Annotated in this window: 15 protein-coding genes; 3 read left to right on the forward strand and 12 right to left on the reverse strand. The window is 38.1% G+C overall.

Annotated features, from left to right (window positions below; all coding sequences use genetic code 11):
- The 9 genes from N9I19_RS21150 to N9I19_RS21190 form a co-directional block, all read right to left on the reverse strand.
- On the reverse strand, nt 1–976 hold a 976-nt coding region (locus N9I19_RS21150), incomplete at its 3' end, for a glycosyltransferase family 4 protein (protein WP_317778894.1).
- The gene (locus N9I19_RS21155) at nt 948–1,595 is read right to left on the reverse strand and encodes an acetyltransferase (RefSeq protein ID WP_317778895.1); all 648 of its coding nucleotides are present in this window, start codon (nt 1,593–1,595) and stop codon (nt 948–950) included. The genes N9I19_RS21155 and N9I19_RS21150, both read right to left, overlap by 29 nt.
- Complete coding sequence (locus N9I19_RS21160) at nt 1,592–2,239, reverse strand: sugar transferase (RefSeq protein WP_317778896.1); 648 nt, start codon at nt 2,237–2,239, stop codon at nt 1,592–1,594. The genes N9I19_RS21155 and N9I19_RS21160 overlap by 4 nt, the downstream gene beginning before the upstream one ends.
- Nucleotides 2,239–3,354, reverse strand: a complete 1,116-nt coding sequence (locus N9I19_RS21165; protein WP_317778897.1) for a DegT/DnrJ/EryC1/StrS family aminotransferase — start codon at nt 3,352–3,354, stop codon at nt 2,239–2,241. Before N9I19_RS21165 ends, N9I19_RS21160 begins: the two co-directional genes overlap by 1 nt.
- Before the next feature lie 196 nt (nt 3,355–3,550).
- Nucleotides 3,551–4,444 (reverse strand): UTP--glucose-1-phosphate uridylyltransferase GalU, encoded by an 894-nt coding sequence (gene galU / locus N9I19_RS21170; protein WP_317778898.1) that lies wholly within the window; start codon nt 4,442–4,444, stop codon nt 3,551–3,553.
- Between the two features lie 24 nt (nt 4,445–4,468).
- Nucleotides 4,469–6,289, reverse strand: a complete 1,821-nt coding sequence (locus N9I19_RS21175) for a polysaccharide biosynthesis protein (protein ID WP_317778899.1) — start codon at nt 6,287–6,289, stop codon at nt 4,469–4,471.
- A gap of 282 nt (nt 6,290–6,571) precedes the next feature.
- On the reverse strand, nt 6,572–7,336 hold the full coding sequence (locus N9I19_RS21180) for a tyrosine-protein phosphatase (RefSeq protein WP_317778900.1): 765 nt from the start codon (nt 7,334–7,336) through the stop codon (nt 6,572–6,574).
- Nucleotides 7,337–7,479: 143 nt separating this feature from the next.
- Nucleotides 7,480–8,157 carry a CpsD/CapB family tyrosine-protein kinase gene (locus tag N9I19_RS21185; protein WP_317778901.1) on the reverse strand — a complete coding sequence of 226 codons (678 nt, stop codon included), beginning with the start codon at nt 8,155–8,157 and terminating at the stop codon, nt 7,480–7,482.
- A gap of 53 nt (nt 8,158–8,210) precedes the next feature.
- Nucleotides 8,211–8,882, reverse strand: a complete 672-nt coding sequence (locus tag N9I19_RS21190; RefSeq protein WP_317778902.1) for a YveK family protein — start codon at nt 8,880–8,882, stop codon at nt 8,211–8,213.
- A gap of 431 nt (nt 8,883–9,313) precedes the next feature.
- Between N9I19_RS21190 and N9I19_RS21195 the strand changes: the two genes are divergently transcribed.
- Entirely contained in the window at nt 9,314–9,613 is a 300-nt protein-coding gene (locus N9I19_RS21195; RefSeq protein WP_317778903.1) for a helix-turn-helix domain-containing protein, read from the forward strand.
- A gap of 76 nt (nt 9,614–9,689) precedes the next feature.
- On the opposite strand, the gene N9I19_RS21200 is transcribed toward N9I19_RS21195, so the two are convergent.
- Nucleotides 9,690–10,529 (reverse strand): SGNH/GDSL hydrolase family protein, encoded by an 840-nt coding sequence (locus N9I19_RS21200; RefSeq protein ID WP_317778904.1) that lies wholly within the window; start codon nt 10,527–10,529, stop codon nt 9,690–9,692.
- A gap of 252 nt (nt 10,530–10,781) precedes the next feature.
- Nucleotides 10,782–11,012 (reverse strand): hypothetical protein, encoded by a 231-nt coding sequence (locus tag N9I19_RS21205; RefSeq protein WP_089361623.1) that lies wholly within the window; start codon nt 11,010–11,012, stop codon nt 10,782–10,784.
- Nucleotides 11,013–11,671: 659 nt separating this feature from the next.
- Between N9I19_RS21205 and N9I19_RS21210 the strand changes: the two genes are divergently transcribed.
- Both N9I19_RS21210 and N9I19_RS21215 read left to right on the forward strand, forming a co-directional pair.
- On the forward strand, nt 11,672–12,847 hold the full coding sequence (locus N9I19_RS21210; protein WP_317778905.1) for an MFS transporter: 1,176 nt from the start codon (nt 11,672–11,674) through the stop codon (nt 12,845–12,847).
- A 581-nt stretch (nt 12,848–13,428) separates the two neighbouring features.
- Nucleotides 13,429–13,620, forward strand: a complete 192-nt coding sequence (locus N9I19_RS21215; protein WP_061464205.1) for a hypothetical protein — start codon at nt 13,429–13,431, stop codon at nt 13,618–13,620.
- Nucleotides 13,621–13,772: 152 nt separating this feature from the next.
- Here N9I19_RS21215 and N9I19_RS21220 read toward each other — a convergent pair whose 3' ends face one another.
- Nucleotides 13,773–15,656 (reverse strand): S8 family peptidase, encoded by a 1,884-nt coding sequence (locus N9I19_RS21220; protein WP_317778906.1) that lies wholly within the window; start codon nt 15,654–15,656, stop codon nt 13,773–13,775.
- Between the last annotated feature and the right edge of the window lie 556 nt (nt 15,657–16,212).

A 16,212-nucleotide genomic window follows, 5' to 3' on the forward strand; every position in this document is an offset into this window, starting at 1 on the left:
CCATTTCTAGAAACTTCTCAATCTTCTCTATTAAATCTTGGGTATCCTGCTGATTAATAATATAGCCATTAACACCATCATCAACTATTTCTCGACAACCAGCCCTATCTGTTGTAATCACTGGCCTACCACAAGCAGCACTTTCAAGTAATACATTTGACATTCCTTCCGGGTAATATGTGGGATGAATTGTACAGTGAGAGATTTTATGATATTTCCTTACATCACTTTGCATTCCATGATATTTGATAATATCCTTGGCTTGCATTTCTTTCAGTTTGTCTTCATATGCATCCTCACAAAACCCTAAGATATGAAACATAGTATTTGGGTACTTGCCTCTAATATAATCAGCGGCTTCTAAATATTGATCGATACCTTTTTCTTTCATTACACGAGCAATAAACAGAAAATTTATTGTTTTATCTGATGGATAATCTAATAAAGAATAATGGTCAAGATTAACGCCGGATCCTGGTATTAATCTATGATTTCCACTAATAATTTTCTTCTTAAGAATAAACTCTTCATTGTCTTTATTCTGAAAAAAAACACATTTTGCTTTCTTTAAAGATAACTTATACAAAAATAGAGTGATCTTTTGCAATATCCCACCATTTTCTACAGCTGAACCAAGCCCTGTAATATTGGCAATACTAGTGATACCACTCATTCTACAGGCTAAACCACCATAAACGTTTGGTTTAATGGTGTATGTTAAAACCAAATCTGGTTTGATATCCTTAATAATTCTTCTATAATTTAGTATCAATTTCAAATCAGTTATCGGATTAGTACCTCTCCTGTTTATTGCTGTGTCAATAAATTTACAGCCTAATTCTATTAACTCAGAAATAAACTCTCCATTAGGAAGGGATATATACACTTCATTTTCCTTAACCAATTCCACTATTAATTCTTTTCTAAATTTATATAAGCCCACATCGTTATTCGCCAATATTAGAATCTTTGCCATTTTTAACTCTCCTAGCTGGAATCCCTATATATATTCCAGATTCAGTTATATCCTTAACCACTACAGCACCTGCACCCACATTGCAACTGCTCGTGATGTTAATATTATTACTTACTACACTACCAATACCTAACCACGATCCATGCCCAACTTTCACTGTACCAGCTAAATGCGCACCTGGTGATATATGAACAAAATCTTCAATTATATTGTCATGCTCTACCGTGGCTCCAGTGTTGATAATGCATCCCTTTCCAATTCTTGTGCAGCAATTAATCACTACTCCAGCCATTACGACTGTTCCGGATGCTAACTCAACTTGTTCACCAATAACAGCGTTGGGATGAATTAAAGAAGGTATGCTTGCACCTTCAGCTTCAAGGTTCCTTTGCACCTTTTCTCGTGTGGAATTATCACCAATACCCACAAAAATATCGTAATTTTGTAGATGATTAAACACATCTGTTGATTTACCGATCACTTCTATTCCCATTGATGACTTAATATTTTCGTTATCATCTAAAAAAGCAATGCTTTTCCATTTATTCATTTTAATCGCAACGTCAGCAATAACTTTTCCGTGGCCACTTGCACCGATTATCAAAAGTTTATTATTCATAATTCTATTCTTTCCTTTTGATTGGACCCCTTGAATGGCTCCATCGTTGCAGCAACTTCTGAATTTATACCTTCCCTGACAAATACCTTTTTAATAGTTAGAAAAATAATCTTCCAGTCCCCAATGAAACTTAAATTATCTACATACTTCACATCAAGATTAAATTTATTTTCCCAACTAATAGCATTTCTTCCGTTCACCTGAGCCAAACCGGACAATCCAGGTCTAACCTCATGGCGGCGCTTTTGATGCTCATTGTAGATTGGCAGATACTGGACCAGCAAGGGTCGAGGGCCCACTATCGACATATCTCCTTTAAGAATATTAAAAAGTTCCGGAAGTTCATCGAGGGATGTAGAACGCAGTAACCTTCCAAACCTCGTCAACCTAACACTATCAGGAAGCAGCCCACCATTTTCATCTCTCTCATCCGTCATTGTTCTAAACTTATACATCATAAAAATCTTCTCATTCATCCCTGGTCTTTTTTGTTGAAACAAAATTGGACTCCCTAGCTTTACTCTTACAAGGATGGCAACTATCAAAAGGACCGGACTGAGAATAATAATAGCGATCAAAGATAGTATGAAATCCATCGATCTTTTTATAAATCTTCTATAAATATCACCCTTAGAAGGTTTCATTACCTTTCCCACAATCCTTTAATAATTTCAACAACTCTCTCCAAATCTTCATCTGTTAACTTTGTATCAGAAGGCAAGCAAATACCATTCTCAAACAATTTCTCCGAAACATTCGTTCCAACGAAGTCATACTTCTTAAAAAATGGTTGCATATGCATTGGCTTCCATACAGGTCTTGACTCTATGTTTTCTTTTTCAAGAGCTTCCATAATATCTATCGGTCTAACATTACCATTCAAAGTCATAGAACTTAACCAATAATTCGGTTTATCCCACTCATTGCTAGGCATGAACTCTACACCGTCAAGTTCACCAAGTTCTCTCTTATAAAACTCAAAGATATAGTTTTTCTTATCAACTCTCTGATCTAATACTTTAAGCTGCCCTCTGCCAATCCCTGCAACTACATTGCTCATCCGGTAATTAAATCCTAATTCGCTATGCTGATAGTGCCTTGCTTGGTCTCTACTCTGAGTGGCCCAAAATCTTGTCTTAGCAATACGCTCTTCATTATTAGAAACTAGCATCCCACCACCAGAAGTAGTGATAATCTTATTCCCATTAAAAGAGAAAATCCCATAATCACCGAAGGTTCCAGTATGTCTTCCTTTATAGTAAGTACCTAAGCTTTCAGCAGCGTCTTCTATTACTGTTACCTTATGCTTATTGCAAACCTCCATGATCTTATCCATATCTGCTGAAAGTCCGTATAGATGTACCACAATTACTGCTTTCACTTCAGGATATTTCTCAAACGCTTCTTCCAAAGCTTTAGGGCACATATTCCAAGTCTCATAATCACTATCTATAAAAACAGGAATAGCATTTTGATAAATTACCGGGTTGACAGTTGCAGAGAATGTTAATGCAGGACAGAATACAATATCCCCTGCTTCAACTCCCGCTGCTTTAAGCGCTAAATGGATAGCGGCTGTACCTGAAGAAAGTGCTGCAGCCGCTTCACTTCCTACCTTATTTGCCAATTCTATTTCAAATTGATTCACGTTTTCCCCAAGAGGAGCAATCCAATTAGTATCAAAAGCTTCCTTTATATATTCCATTTCATAACCTTCATCACTCATATGTGGTGATGCGAGGAATAATCTATCCTTCATTATTTAAAACTTCCTTCCTACAATAAGTCACTTTATATGGAATTTTTCATCAAGTTATTTTTTCATCTAGCCACTATTTAATAGGGTAAAAATAGGGGGATAGAGTATCCCAGGAAGGTGGAAGTAAAAGTATCCTTCTTGAATGCTTCACCTTGGGTAAAATATATGATTGATATTTTATGAAAAACTTGAATTCCTACGCATTAATCTTTTCTAAAGAAAAATCCTTAACCATTTGTTCTAAAAACTCTACTAAATCATCCTTGATTTCTTCATTCTGCATGGCAAACTCTAATGTCGTTTTCACAAACCCTAACTTCTCCCCAACGTCATAACGTTTTCCTTCGAAATCATAAGCATAAACTTGCTGGATTTGATTTAACTGTTGAATCGCATCGGTTAACTGAATTTCCCCGCCTGCACCAGCTTCTTGCTGATCAAGGATACTAAAGATTTCAGGGGTAAGGATATATCTTCCCATTATGGCTAAATTGGAAGGGGCTGTTCCTAGTTCTGGTTTTTCTACAAAGTTTTCAACTTGATAAAGTCGGCCATCTTGAAAAGCAGGATCTATTATCCCATAGCGATTCGTTTCTTCCTTAGGCACAGTTTGAACTCCAATAATCGAATGGTTTGTTTCCTCAAACTGATTAATCAACTGCTTTAAGCATGGAGTTTCACTTTGGACAATATCATCACCTAAAAGTACGGCAAATGGTTCGTCCCCAATGAATTTACGTGCACACCATACAGCGTGACCTAATCCTTTTGGTTCCTTCTGTCTAATGTAATGGATATTTGCAAGGTTAGTGGAGTATTGTACCTTATTGAGTAGATCCATTTTCCCTTTTTCCATTAGATTTTGTTCGAGTTCTGGAGCATAATCAAAATGATCCTCAATCGCACGTTTACCTTTTCCAGTTACGATGATTATATCTTCTATTCCTGATGCAACGGCTTCCTCGACTATGTACTGGATCGTTGGTTTATCAACGATTGGCAGCATCTCTTTTGGCATAGCTTTTGTGGCAGGCAAAAAACGAGTACCCAACCCTGCTGCAGGAATGATTGCTTTTGTGATTTTCTTCACTTACTAGTCCTCCTTACCTTACTACTATTTCACTGCTGAGAATGTTTTGTTCTTTCTTCGATTAGCTAGATTTATCACGAAATCTTTCAGTTCCATTATGGAAAAATGATCATAGGAGTTTAAAAGATACTGTATCTCGTCTTCCTGTTCCAGTACCGCTTTTCCTATAAAGATCTTAGGGAACACAGCTTCACGATGAACCTCTTTCTCCCCTAATAGTTCTTCATACATCTTCTCACCAGGCCTGATTCCAGAATATTCAATTCCAATATCCTCAATTGAATAACCTGATAACTGGATAAGATTTGTTGCTAATTCTACAATTTTAACAGGTTCACCCATATCAAGAACAAAGATCTCCCCACCTCTAGCCAAGGAACTTGCCTGAATGACTAATCTGGATGCTTCAGGTATAGTCATGAAATACCTTGTCATGTCTGGGTGTGTGACCGTTACTGGTCCACCTGCTTGGATTTGCTTTTTAAATAAAGGAATGACACTCCCTCTGCTGCCTAACACATTTCCGAACCGAACTGCGACAAATTTTGTTGTGCTATTTTTTGCTAACTGCTGGATGATCATTTCAGCAATGCGCTTGGTCGATCCCATGACGTTTGTTGGGTTGACGGCTTTATCGGATGAAATCATCACAAATGCACCTACACCAAAAGTGTCTGCTGCTTCTGCAACATTCTTTGTACCAAAAACGTTATTCTTAACTGCTTCACGTGGATTATATTCCATAAGCGGTACATGTTTATGTGCAGCCGCATGATAAACAACGTCAGGTCGGTACGTGTCCATCACTTCAAAAATTCTTTCTCGGTCCTGGATATCTGCGATGACAGGTATGATTTCTATTTGATTTGCATATAGTTTTTTCAGTTCCATATCAATCAGATAAATACTATTTTCTCCATGTCCTAAGAGAATAAGTTTGCCAGGTGAGAACCTGCATATTTGACGGCAAATCTCCGAACCGATTGAGCCTCCAGCCCCAGTAACGAGGATGGCCTTGCCTGTTACATATTCAGAAATACTGGTTATATCCAATTCGACGGGTTCTCTCCCTAAAAGATCTTCGACTTCCACTTCTTTAAACTGATTAACATTTACTTTCCCTACCATAATATCTTCAATCATCGGCATGATTTGTGTTTTGGCATTCGTTTTTACACATTCATCAAAGATGACCTTCAATTCTTTCTTACTTAATGAAGGAATCGCAATGACAATATTATCTATATGGTATTTTTCCACCATTTCAGGGATATGTTTAGAGTTACCAACAACGGGTATTCCTAAGATGTCTAACTTATTTTTCTTCGGATCATCATCAATGAATGCTACTGGTTTAAGCTCCGTACCATGATTATTAAGAAGTTGACGTACAACCATGGTTCCTGCCGATCCTGCGCCAATAACCAATGTGTTCTTGGTTTCCTTTTGATTATGTATCAAGCGGTCACGCAGCATTCGCCACGAAAAGCGGGAACCGCCAATAAGGATGACGTGCATCATCCAGGTTAATGCCATGGCCCTTACATAAACATCTTGAAAGACCATTAACTGGATGCCGATAACAGTGATAACCGATAAGCTTACGGCTTTTACAATGGACAGTAATTCCCCAATACTCGCATATTCCCAGGCCTTCTTATACAGTTTATAAATAGAAGCAAAAAAATGATGGCTAATTAATAAAGAGACAGATGTGACCAAGAGCGTTGGTAATTTAAATATATTTAAATATGGATACAAGAATAAATAACTTACATAAATGGCCGATAATACTATTAAGGAATCTAAAAGCGCCAGCAGTGTTAGTCGTTTTCGGTAGGCCAACCACATTTCCCCCTTAAATGTCGATATACTTTCTATTAAATACAGCAGTATTAATGCATTGTATTCTTTTTCACATGATATTAATTTTTCATATCATGATGAATGATACTGTCCATATTCCCTTTTTAAATGCCCTTATTGATCCTAATGATAATTTTGCTAGAAAATCAGGAGGTGGTTTATCCCTCTTAAATAAGTCTTTCCAGCAACAAAAAACCTAAAAATTTTTACATGGAGACAAAATTTTTTTATGATGTGTAGGCCTCTTAATTATCTTTATCCTTAGAAGATTCCAAAAATTTTTCTTTTAAATAGTACAGGTTTTTCAATTAAAGGACTTTGTCCCTTTAATAGCAGTTCAGCATTTTCTTTGAAATAAAATGTACGCTCAATTCCATATGCTTTTGTAATGGTTTCATAGGCTTGTTGTAACGTGAATCCCCTAGAGCCTATATTATGGGCATCTGTTGCAACGAAATGAGCCAGATTATGTTCGATTATTTTTTTTGAAAAAGACTTAACATTTTTCCCAAAGAGTCCGATAATACTGCCAGAGGTAAGTTGAGTTAACGCTCCCTCCTGGACCAAGTCAAATAATAGTTTATGATTCTCGATCAATTCCTTATTTCTTTCCGGATGTACGATAATCGGTGTGATTCCTTTAAGCAGCAGCTCATAAATCACTTCTTGTGTGTATGCAGGAACCTTACCCGAAGGGAGCTCTAGCAATAAATATGTACCATTATCATCCAGCGTTAGGATCTCTTCTTTTTCTAGTGAAGTAAATATGTCCCGGTGTATTCTTACTTCTTGTCCGAAATGAATGGTTAGAGGAATATTGTCTTGTTGTAAACTCTCATTTAACCTCACTGTACGTTTAATGATGTCACACTTCACATTTACATATTTCCCATTTAAGTGATGTGGCGTTGCAAATAAATGGGTAATTCCTGCTTCCACCGCTTTTTTTGCCATGTTCAAGCTTTCCTTCATGTCCGCGGATCCATCATCAACTCCTCGGAGAATATGACAATGTATATCAATCAAATTTCACACACTTCCTTTTAACAAATTGGGATAATAGGCTTAATCACTGAGAAAATAGATAGGAATTAATACCCTGGATAATCGTAGCATATTAAACTGCCATTAAACAGGGTGTTATTTTGTCGAATTTTGTCTTATTTTCTTTAAGATTGATAGTAATAATAATTGCTGTTATCCGCTTCAACGCCATTTAAAACGACTCCAAGCAAGGATGTATTAGCTTTCACTAAAAGCTCCTTTGCTTTCACTGCGCTTTGTTTGTTTGTTTTGCCGCTCGACACTACCATGATCACGCCATCACATTTATTGGCTACAATCTGGGAATCAGGCACTATCAGAACGGGCGGTGTGTCAAAAATGATATAATCATACATTTGTTTAAGTTCTTCAATGGCTGTTTCTATCGCTTTTGAATTTAATAATTCCGAAGGGTTAGGCGGTATTGGACCGCTTGTCAGGATTTCCAGATTAGGCACATTTGTTTTCAAAAGTGCTTTTTCTATGCTCATTTTCTTGGTCAGGACACTCGTAAGCCCCTCTATATTACTAAGGCTAAAGGCATAATGAACGGATGGTTTCCTTAAGTCTGCATCCACAAGCAAAACTTTTTTCTCCTCCTGTGCCAGCACGATCGCGAGGTTTGCAGCTGTGGTCGATTTCCCATCATTAGGCTCTGCTGACGTTACCACAATGGTTTGTATGTCTTTGTCCACTGAGGAAAATTGAATATTCGTTCTAATTAATCGATATTGCTCAGTGATAGGTGACTTAGGATTAGTCTGTGCAATCAAATTCACCTGTTTTTTATCTTTACTTCTCAAAAATCCCGCTTCCTTTCATATGCTTCTTTTCTGGGTTAGCCTTGATTATGTACTTATGAAATCTTTTGAATCGATCCAAGGATGGGCAATTCCAGGAGTTTCTCAATATCATCCTCATCCTTGATCGTATTGTCCATATACTCAAGGAGGAATGCCAAGCCGACACCAGCCATCAATCCGACTACCACCGCAATGGCGATATTTAATAATGGATTAGGTTTTACAGGAGCAGGATTGTCCTTTATTTCTGCCTTGGCAAGAATGCTAACATTATCGACGTTCATGATATCCTTGATTTCCTTTTGGAAAGTTGCAGAAATCGTGTTAGCTATTTCTACTGCTTTAGTAGGATTACTATCTTGAACCGTTAAAGAGAAGACTTGAGAATTTTCTTGGCTGTTAATCGTGATTTTCTCGCTAAGTTGGTCTACGCTTTGGTCTAGTTCAAGCTTCTCAATGACCTTCTCCAAAATGGCAGGGCTTTTTATGATCACACTGTATGTATTGATCATGTCGATATTAGATCGGATTTGAGTCGAATCCAATTGGTTCTCCGATTGTTTCTGATTAACCAGGATCTGTGTTGAAGATTGGTAAACGGGTGTTAATACGAAATAAGAAATTGATCCACTAATCAAAGCGGCAATTAATGTCAGCAGCATGATCAGCTTCCAACGCTTCTTTAATGTTTTAAAAATATCTTTAATACTAATAGTCTCTTCCATTTCATCCTCCTGATATGTTAAAAATGACCTATTCCATTGTAGCATAATATTACCTATATTTATGTATTTCCAAGGAAATTTACATGAAACTTACAAACTACTTTTTCTATGCAAAAGTAGTTTCATTTCCTAATTTTACCTATATCATATATACATAGGCCATTTTCCAGAATATTCCGACCTGGATTTCAATAAATCTAAGTATACACCAACTCCCAATCTTGCTTAGATGATTTTTCGGTTTTGCAAAAATTTCTTGAAATGGACCTAACTAAATGCCTACCAAAACTGGAAAATCTCTTTATTCATAAAATTGTGTCAAGTATTTTAGTGCCTAGTTATCATTAAAAAGGGAGAAAAAATGTGTAAACTGAAAGTAACAGTTTAAAAATCATTTATAACTTTCATTTTTATGGTTAGGTGTGGTCAATATGATAGGTTACCGAGTTAAGTCGCTTAGGCAAGAAAGGAAAATGTCAATAAGTGAACTCTCCACAAAATCCGGCGTTGCCAAATCTTATATAAGCTCACTGGAAAGAAACCTTCAAACAAACCCTACTATTTTAGTTTTAGAAAAAATCGCCAAAATCCTTTGTATAAAAGTTGATGCTCTGTTGAATGAACAGGCAGACAAGGTCATGGATGAAGAGTGGATGGCAATTATGCAGGATGTTATGGGGTCGGGGATATCGAAAGAGGAAATGCGCGAATTCATTCTGGATAGAAAGTGATGTCTCATTCATTCCGATTCGAAAACGATAAAAGGGGGAAAAGTGGATATCGTCACTTTTCCCCCTTTTATATGCACTACTTTAACTTAAAGTATTCCTGCAAAGTCTCGAACCATATGTAATGCCCTTGGTCATTGGGATGGATGTTATCATTAGTCAGTATATCAGCCAATCTCAAATTCTTTTTCTTTAGCTTTTTTTCAATTCCCTCTTTGCTATTCACATAAGTCCATTTATTCGTTTTGATGACCTTCTCAGAAGCTTGAATATAATCCAAATAATTCAGCCCTAAATTATTCTCCGTTTTACTATTTGCGACTGGGTTTGGTGAAATGATTAAAATCTTTGCATTCGGCAGCTCTTTTTGCAACTTTGTCATGATGTTTTTCAAATCTTTTTCCGTCTGTTCCAAGCTAAGTGATTGATAATGATTGTTTATCAGCGAATTTTCAAAAATAACCAGATCGGGATCATCTTGTATGACCGCTTCAATCTTCTTGCCTTCCAGCAAATCCTCTGTTGAATATCCCTCATGTCCATGATTAATAAAACGGAGTGTTTCTAACTCATCACGATCAGCGCGCAGGCTCTTCTCTAAGCGCCCTGCCCAACTATTGGAAGAATTACTTGCACCGGTTCCTGTAGTACCATTACTTCCCACTAGGGATACAGTAACCCTATCTTGTGTAAGCGACTTATAATGCAGGTAATCGATTAACGGCTGCTTCTCATTATTTACCGGTTTTAAACTTTGTATCAAAGCTTCTCTTTCTTCTTTTTCCTTTTCTTTTACTTTTGCTTCAGCTTCTCTAGCCTCTACACCTGCTGCCTGACTTAAGTTCTTCCAATGCAGATGGCCAAAAACCAGAACTGCCAAGCAAATTCCAGCGATAATGATTAACCCATATTTCTTCATCTTTACCTCCCATATTTGAACTTTAATGACTGACATTGAAGTTCTATAGAACGGAGTACTGCTAAACTCTATTTCACTATTTTCCGGTTATTTTTCTCTCATTCATTATAACTATCGAAATTGCACCGATAAAGAATATTCTTCCAATTTATTCCGACATCACTCGACATGGATAATCACTAATTTCATTAACATTCTTATATTTATGCTCAAAAAAAGCCAGCATTTCTGCTGGATGCTCCAAAGTGTAAATCACTTAACCAAATTTAATACTTCTAGAAGTTTACCATCTGAACTATAGTTAAAAGTGACTGTCTTATCATCATGAATGTGATAGCTTAAACCAAAAAACTCCCCGTCATCTGGAAATCTTTGTATAAATTCATCTAATTGTTCGGAATTTAGTTTAACAACCATAGGTTTCTTCCTGCTATTTTGAGAATCTTCTACCGTCTCCATTAAAGTCTCTGTAAGTCTACCCATAATTAACTCCTTTAATCTCTCATTTCCCCATTGATAATAAACCTTATAAATGGTAAATAAAAGGTCCTTAATTAAGATTTCACATTAATGATATGAACTCTCAACAACTATCCCAAATACCCGACATTTTTACCATAATTACCAAGTGAATTAATTAATTTCCATTGGAACTTCACGGTAAAGATAGGCTTTTACAACTACGTTTGTTTTATGCAAAGGTAACTCCACTCTTCAGTAGAGGCAGGAACATGATCAAATGGCAATTTGATCATAAGAAATTCAGACCATTATTGGCAATGGACTTTGTAATAGCTAACTTTTTTTCACCTCTTAGCACCTTCATATAAATTAGGTAAGATATAGAGCTAATATCCATCACCTAAAAACAAATTCCCCCTCGTAAGTCTATCCTCTTATTTATTTACATAAATATAACATTTTTATTATTTTTTACAAATTAAATTTTGTATTTTCTGAATATAAAGTGACCTCCATCCTAATTTTTTGTTTCTATTATGATTTTACAGACTATCTATTAGTCAATATTACCCAGATATAATGTGATCACTTATTTTCTATTTCTATTCTATATAGATTGTTTTCTATAACTCTAGTAAAATGAGAATGATAATTACTATCAATTAAGGAGAATAACTATTATGGGTATACCCTTGTTAAAAGAAGAACTTCCGGTTGCCAATAAAATCTGGACACGTGATTTTGTGATGATTTTCATTGCTAACTTCTTTGTTTTTTTATCCTTTCAAATGACTTCCCCTACCCTTCCGCTTTTTGTAAAAGAGCTTGGCGGCAATGAACGGTATATTGGGTTAGTTGCTGGCATGTTTTTATTTTCCGCTCTGATTGTCCGCCCCTTTGCCGGACAGGCCCTGGAAACAAAAGGTAGACGTTTTGTTTTCCTGTTCGGTCTAGCCTTTTTGGCTGTAGCGATAGGCTCGTTTGGATTTATGATGAGTATTTTCCTTCTATGTGCAATGAGGATTGTCCAAGGGATTGGCTGGGGATATACGACCACCGCATCAGGTACGATTGCCTCCGATCTTATTCCAGCAAAGCGTCGGGGTGAGGGAATGGGATACTTCACTTTATCGGGGAATTTGGCGATGGCTTTTGGTCCGTCATTCGGGCTTTTCTTAGCGGATGTTTTAACCTTTCAGCATTTGTTTTTATTTTGCGGGGCATTAAGCCTGGCAGCTTGGATCATGGCTTCAACAATTACCTATAAAAAAGTAGATCATCCTTCTGTCCCCGCTAAAACTAATAGGTTTGACATTTATGAAAAAAGCGCTGTTGCTCCGTCCGTTCTTGTTTTTTTCATTACGGTATCTTTTGGCGGGATTGCTACCTTCTTACCGCTTTATACTATCGAAAAAGGTCTGACAGGTATTCAAGGATACTTTTTTCTTTACGCTTTAGCTCTTATTTTCACACGAATGTTCGCTGGAAAAATCTTTGATCAAAAAGGACATCAAGCTGTCTTCATTCCATCTGCTCTTTTTATCGTGGCGGCGATGCTATTGCTAGCATGGATGCCAAGTAACATGATTCTGTATATGGCAGCTATTTTTTATGGCATTGGATTCGGGGCTGTCCAACCGGCTCTTCAAGCGTGGTCTCTTGAACACGCTGCCCGAAATCGAAAGGGCATGGCCAATGCCACTTTCTATTCCTTCTTTGATCTTGGAATCGGTTGCGGTGCCATCCTCTTCGGCCAAATCGGCTATCTATTTGGGTATATTAGCATTTACATAATGGCAGCAGTCTCTGTGGGGATTTCAATATTGGCTTACCTATGGATTTTGAGAAAAAAATAATTAAATCCGGATTATAATATCCCACAGGTTTCCCAAAGCCCATAAATGCAGTAGACAAACTTCCTGATAGTTTATAAAGGAAAGTTAGGCCGTTCCATTTGAGCGGCTTTTTTGATTTGGCTCTTTTCGTAAAGATTGTTGTTTTTAAAACGAAACTATTTAAGGTTGATTGGAGCGGAAGTGCGAGACTCCTGCGGGAGCAGCGGGACAGGTGAGACCCCACAGGCGTTTACGCCGAGGAGGCTCACCGCCCGCCCCGCGGAAAGCGAGCATCTGGAGGGGAAATCAACCACAACTAACTACCTGGTAAATAGCAACAAAGTATGTGAAAACAGCCTTTGATTTAAAGGGAGAGTTGGAACAAAACTGTACGGCAACGAAAAATTAAATAAGTATATCTTTAATGACTGTTCACTCCTCGCCCTTTCTTACCTAATAAAATAACCTTGAATCTATCGAGGCGATTTTTTAATTCAATGTAAAGTATGTAATGGTTTTATTTGATTTAAGTAATGATATTGTATTTCATGTTGGTTTCGCCTTTTTTTGTTGTATGATTAAAAAAAAAAGGAGTTTTGGGAATGCTTATTCTGCAGTATATTGGAAAACTTTTTTCATTCATGCAAAAGGATATACCGGAAACTCATGTCAAGTGCCATGTTTGTGCAGGTACGGGGGCCTACGATATTTATACAGATTGTCTTACCTGTAATGCAAAAGGATTAATAAGTAAAATTGAATATAATAGGAGGCTTGAAGAAGGTGAAATTTAAAGTATTTCGTGTAGGACGATATTGCAAAGTAGTTGAAACAACAGATGAGCAAAGAAGCAATATTCGCTATTGCTTCTTTTTTTTGACCCAAAACAAGAGTGATACAAGTACAGCCCCCAGTACTTATTATGGGGGCTGTTCCTATTTTCATATCACTTTTTAACCGTGACTTTCCTTGATTCACTTACGTTTTTCGCTTTGTCTTTGGCATAGGTATATAGGTTTTTCCCGGCTTTTTGCTTGGGGATTTTAACCGAGAAAGCACCTTTATTCGTTGCTGTGGCAGAGCCGATCACTTTTCCTGATGCTTTGATGGAGACAGTGGAGTTGGCTTCTGCTTTGCCTGTTACTTTTGTCGTTTTTGTCGTGACCGTGTTGACCGTAGGTTTACTTGGTGCTGTTTTGTCTGCGACGGTCACTGTTTTGACTGAGCTTGTATTTCCTGCTTTATCGGTTGCTGTAACGGCTAGGACTTTTCCTGCTTTTTGTTTCTTTGACATCGTAACGGTGAAATTCCCAGCGTTATTGGAATTTGCTTTACCAAGGACCGTACTGCCATTTTTGACAGTGACCTTAGCGCTCGCTTCCGCTTTTCCTGTTACTTTTACGGTATTGTCTCCTACCGTATTTACTGACGGTTTTAAGGGAGCCGTTTTATCTACCACTTTAAACGAAACGGGTATACTTTTATTTCCCGATTTATCGATGACCCTAGTAGAGATCATCGTACCGGCTGTTTGTTTTTCGATGGTCGCTGTAAACGACCTTTCGCCGTTGATCTTCACCGTGGCGAGTTGTTTTTTATCGGTATAAATGGAGACGGTCCCCGTTTTGAAATCAGTTGGGATTTTCCCATTCATCTTCGTGTCCCTATCGGAAATCGCGGTCACGGCCGGTTTGGTCAGCGTCTTCATTTCCAGCGCTTTTTTGGCATTGAGCCGCCCGTTTCCATAGTAGATGTCTTTCCCTTTTGCACCGAGGTCCACGGCTGAATCATATAGGCGGTATTCGACCTCCGATTTGTTGAGCTTGGGCTCATACGACCAAATCAGTGCCGCTACACCCGTCACCATCGGCGTGGCCATCGATGTTCCGCTCATCCAGCCGTATTTACCATCCGGTAAGGTTGAAAGGATATCATCTCCAGGGGCTGCAATATCCACTGTTGAATGGTAGTTGGAATAACTGGCACGCTTGTCCCTTGAGTCAGTGGCGGCAACGGAAATGACATGGCTGTATGCTGCTGGATACACACGCTGTACATTTTTGCCCATATCACCTTCATTCCCGGCAGCTGCGACGATCAGGACGCCTTTTTTATAGGCTTCTTGGACGGCCTTGTTCAACGCCTCCGAATAACTGGTGTCTCCCAGGCTCATATTGATGATGTTAGCCTTGTGCTGTACGGCAAAATGAATGGCGTCAATGATATCGGCCGTATTGGCATATTCGCCATCAAAAACGTTGATCGGCATGAGTTTTACGTTAGGCGCAACACCCGCTCCGCCAATGCCGTTGTTTGCAGAACCTGCAATGATGCCAGCGATATGCGTTCCATGCTCCCCTTTTGGTACGATATTCTTCCGATTGCGTACCGTATCATAGGCATTGACGATTTTCCCTTTTAAATCAGCGTGGTTACGATCGATCCCATCGTCAATAATGGCTACGATCATTTCCTTTGAGCCCATGGTTTTTGTCCATGCTGCATTCGTTCCAAGCGTTTTATGATGCCACTGGTCTTTATAGGCAGGGTCGTTCGGACTGTTCATCTTCTTGAAAAGATAGTTTGGCTCTGCATATTCCACATTCTTCTGTTCTTCAAGTTCCTCGATAACGTTATCGGTCGTTTCCCCTTTAGGGACCTCGACCTTTTCTATCAAGTCGTTGATCGGTTCATCATTCGTCTCTTTATATTTGACGATGACACCATCGGATTGCGGGATTTCTTCTGCAGATGCAGCATCCGGCTGGCAGATTGGCAGAATCATAAACAGCAGTAGAACCGACAGTAAGGCCTGAATAAGTTTGTGCATGAAATCACTCCAAAAAATATGATTAAGAATAGCTATGGATGAGGTTTTGACATGAACCCATTCTACTATTATCCCTAACTAGATTGTATACCGAGTGATTTGGTTTTACTAACCTTTTTATCTAGTAAAATTACATATTTTCCAAAAGAAAAAAACGCTATAAGCGGTTTCAGTTTGTCGACAAAAGTGGTTCTATCTAATTTTAAAACAAAGCGGTTGACTATAGACAAACTTGATAATAATTGATTACTTTAAAATTTGTACTTTGATTTCCACTCCAGGCACTCGCTTTCCCCGCAGGAGTCTCGTACCTTCCGTTCCAATCAACTCATTCAGATATAAACACTTTTGTCTAAAAAAGGGGGCCGAAGTATCTCACCCCGAATCCTTTTATAAAAGAAGACTTGTTTATCCTTCATGTTTTTTACTTTTTATATGGATGAAACACTAGATTGAAGAAATTTGCGACACTCCTGCCGAATTACTGGCTAGCCAAGACCCCACAGCCGCTTGCGGTGAGGAGGCTTGGCAGACAGTCGGCGGAAAGGGAGCGGAT

This window comes from Peribacillus sp. CSMR9 (assembly GCF_033141925.1).
In the GTDB taxonomy this organism is placed as follows: domain Bacteria; phylum Bacillota; class Bacilli; order Bacillales; family DSM-1321; genus Peribacillus; species Peribacillus simplex_A.

Bases quoted from the DNA above. Each gene is read 5' to 3' on its own strand.
- N9I19_RS21165 (WP_317778897.1), bottom strand. From the start codon at position 3,354: ATGAAGGATAGATTATTCCTCGCATCACCACATATGAGTGATGAAGGT.
- N9I19_RS21200 (WP_317778904.1), bottom strand. From the start codon at position 10,529: ATGAAGAAATATGGGTTAATCATTATCGCTGGAATTTGCTTGGCAGTT.
- N9I19_RS21205 (WP_089361623.1), bottom strand. From the start codon at position 11,012: ATGGGTAGACTTACAGAGACTTTAATGGAGACGGTAGAAGATTCTCAA.
- N9I19_RS21190 (WP_317778902.1), bottom strand. From the start codon at position 8,882: ATGGAAGAGACTATTAGTATTAAAGATATTTTTAAAACATTAAAGAAG.
- N9I19_RS21220 (WP_317778906.1), bottom strand. From the start codon at position 15,656: ATGCACAAACTTATTCAGGCCTTACTGTCGGTTCTACTGCTGTTTATG.
- N9I19_RS21210 (WP_317778905.1), top strand. From the start codon at position 11,672: ATGGGTATACCCTTGTTAAAAGAAGAACTTCCGGTTGCCAATAAAATC.
- N9I19_RS21160 (WP_317778896.1), bottom strand. From the start codon at position 2,239: ATGAAACCTTCTAAGGGTGATATTTATAGAAGATTTATAAAAAGATCG.
- N9I19_RS21195 (WP_317778903.1), top strand. From the start codon at position 9,314: ATGATAGGTTACCGAGTTAAGTCGCTTAGGCAAGAAAGGAAAATGTCA.
- N9I19_RS21215 (WP_061464205.1), top strand. From the start codon at position 13,429: ATGCTTATTCTGCAGTATATTGGAAAACTTTTTTCATTCATGCAAAAG.
- N9I19_RS21155 (WP_317778895.1), bottom strand. From the start codon at position 1,595: ATGAATAATAAACTTTTGATAATCGGTGCAAGTGGCCACGGAAAAGTT.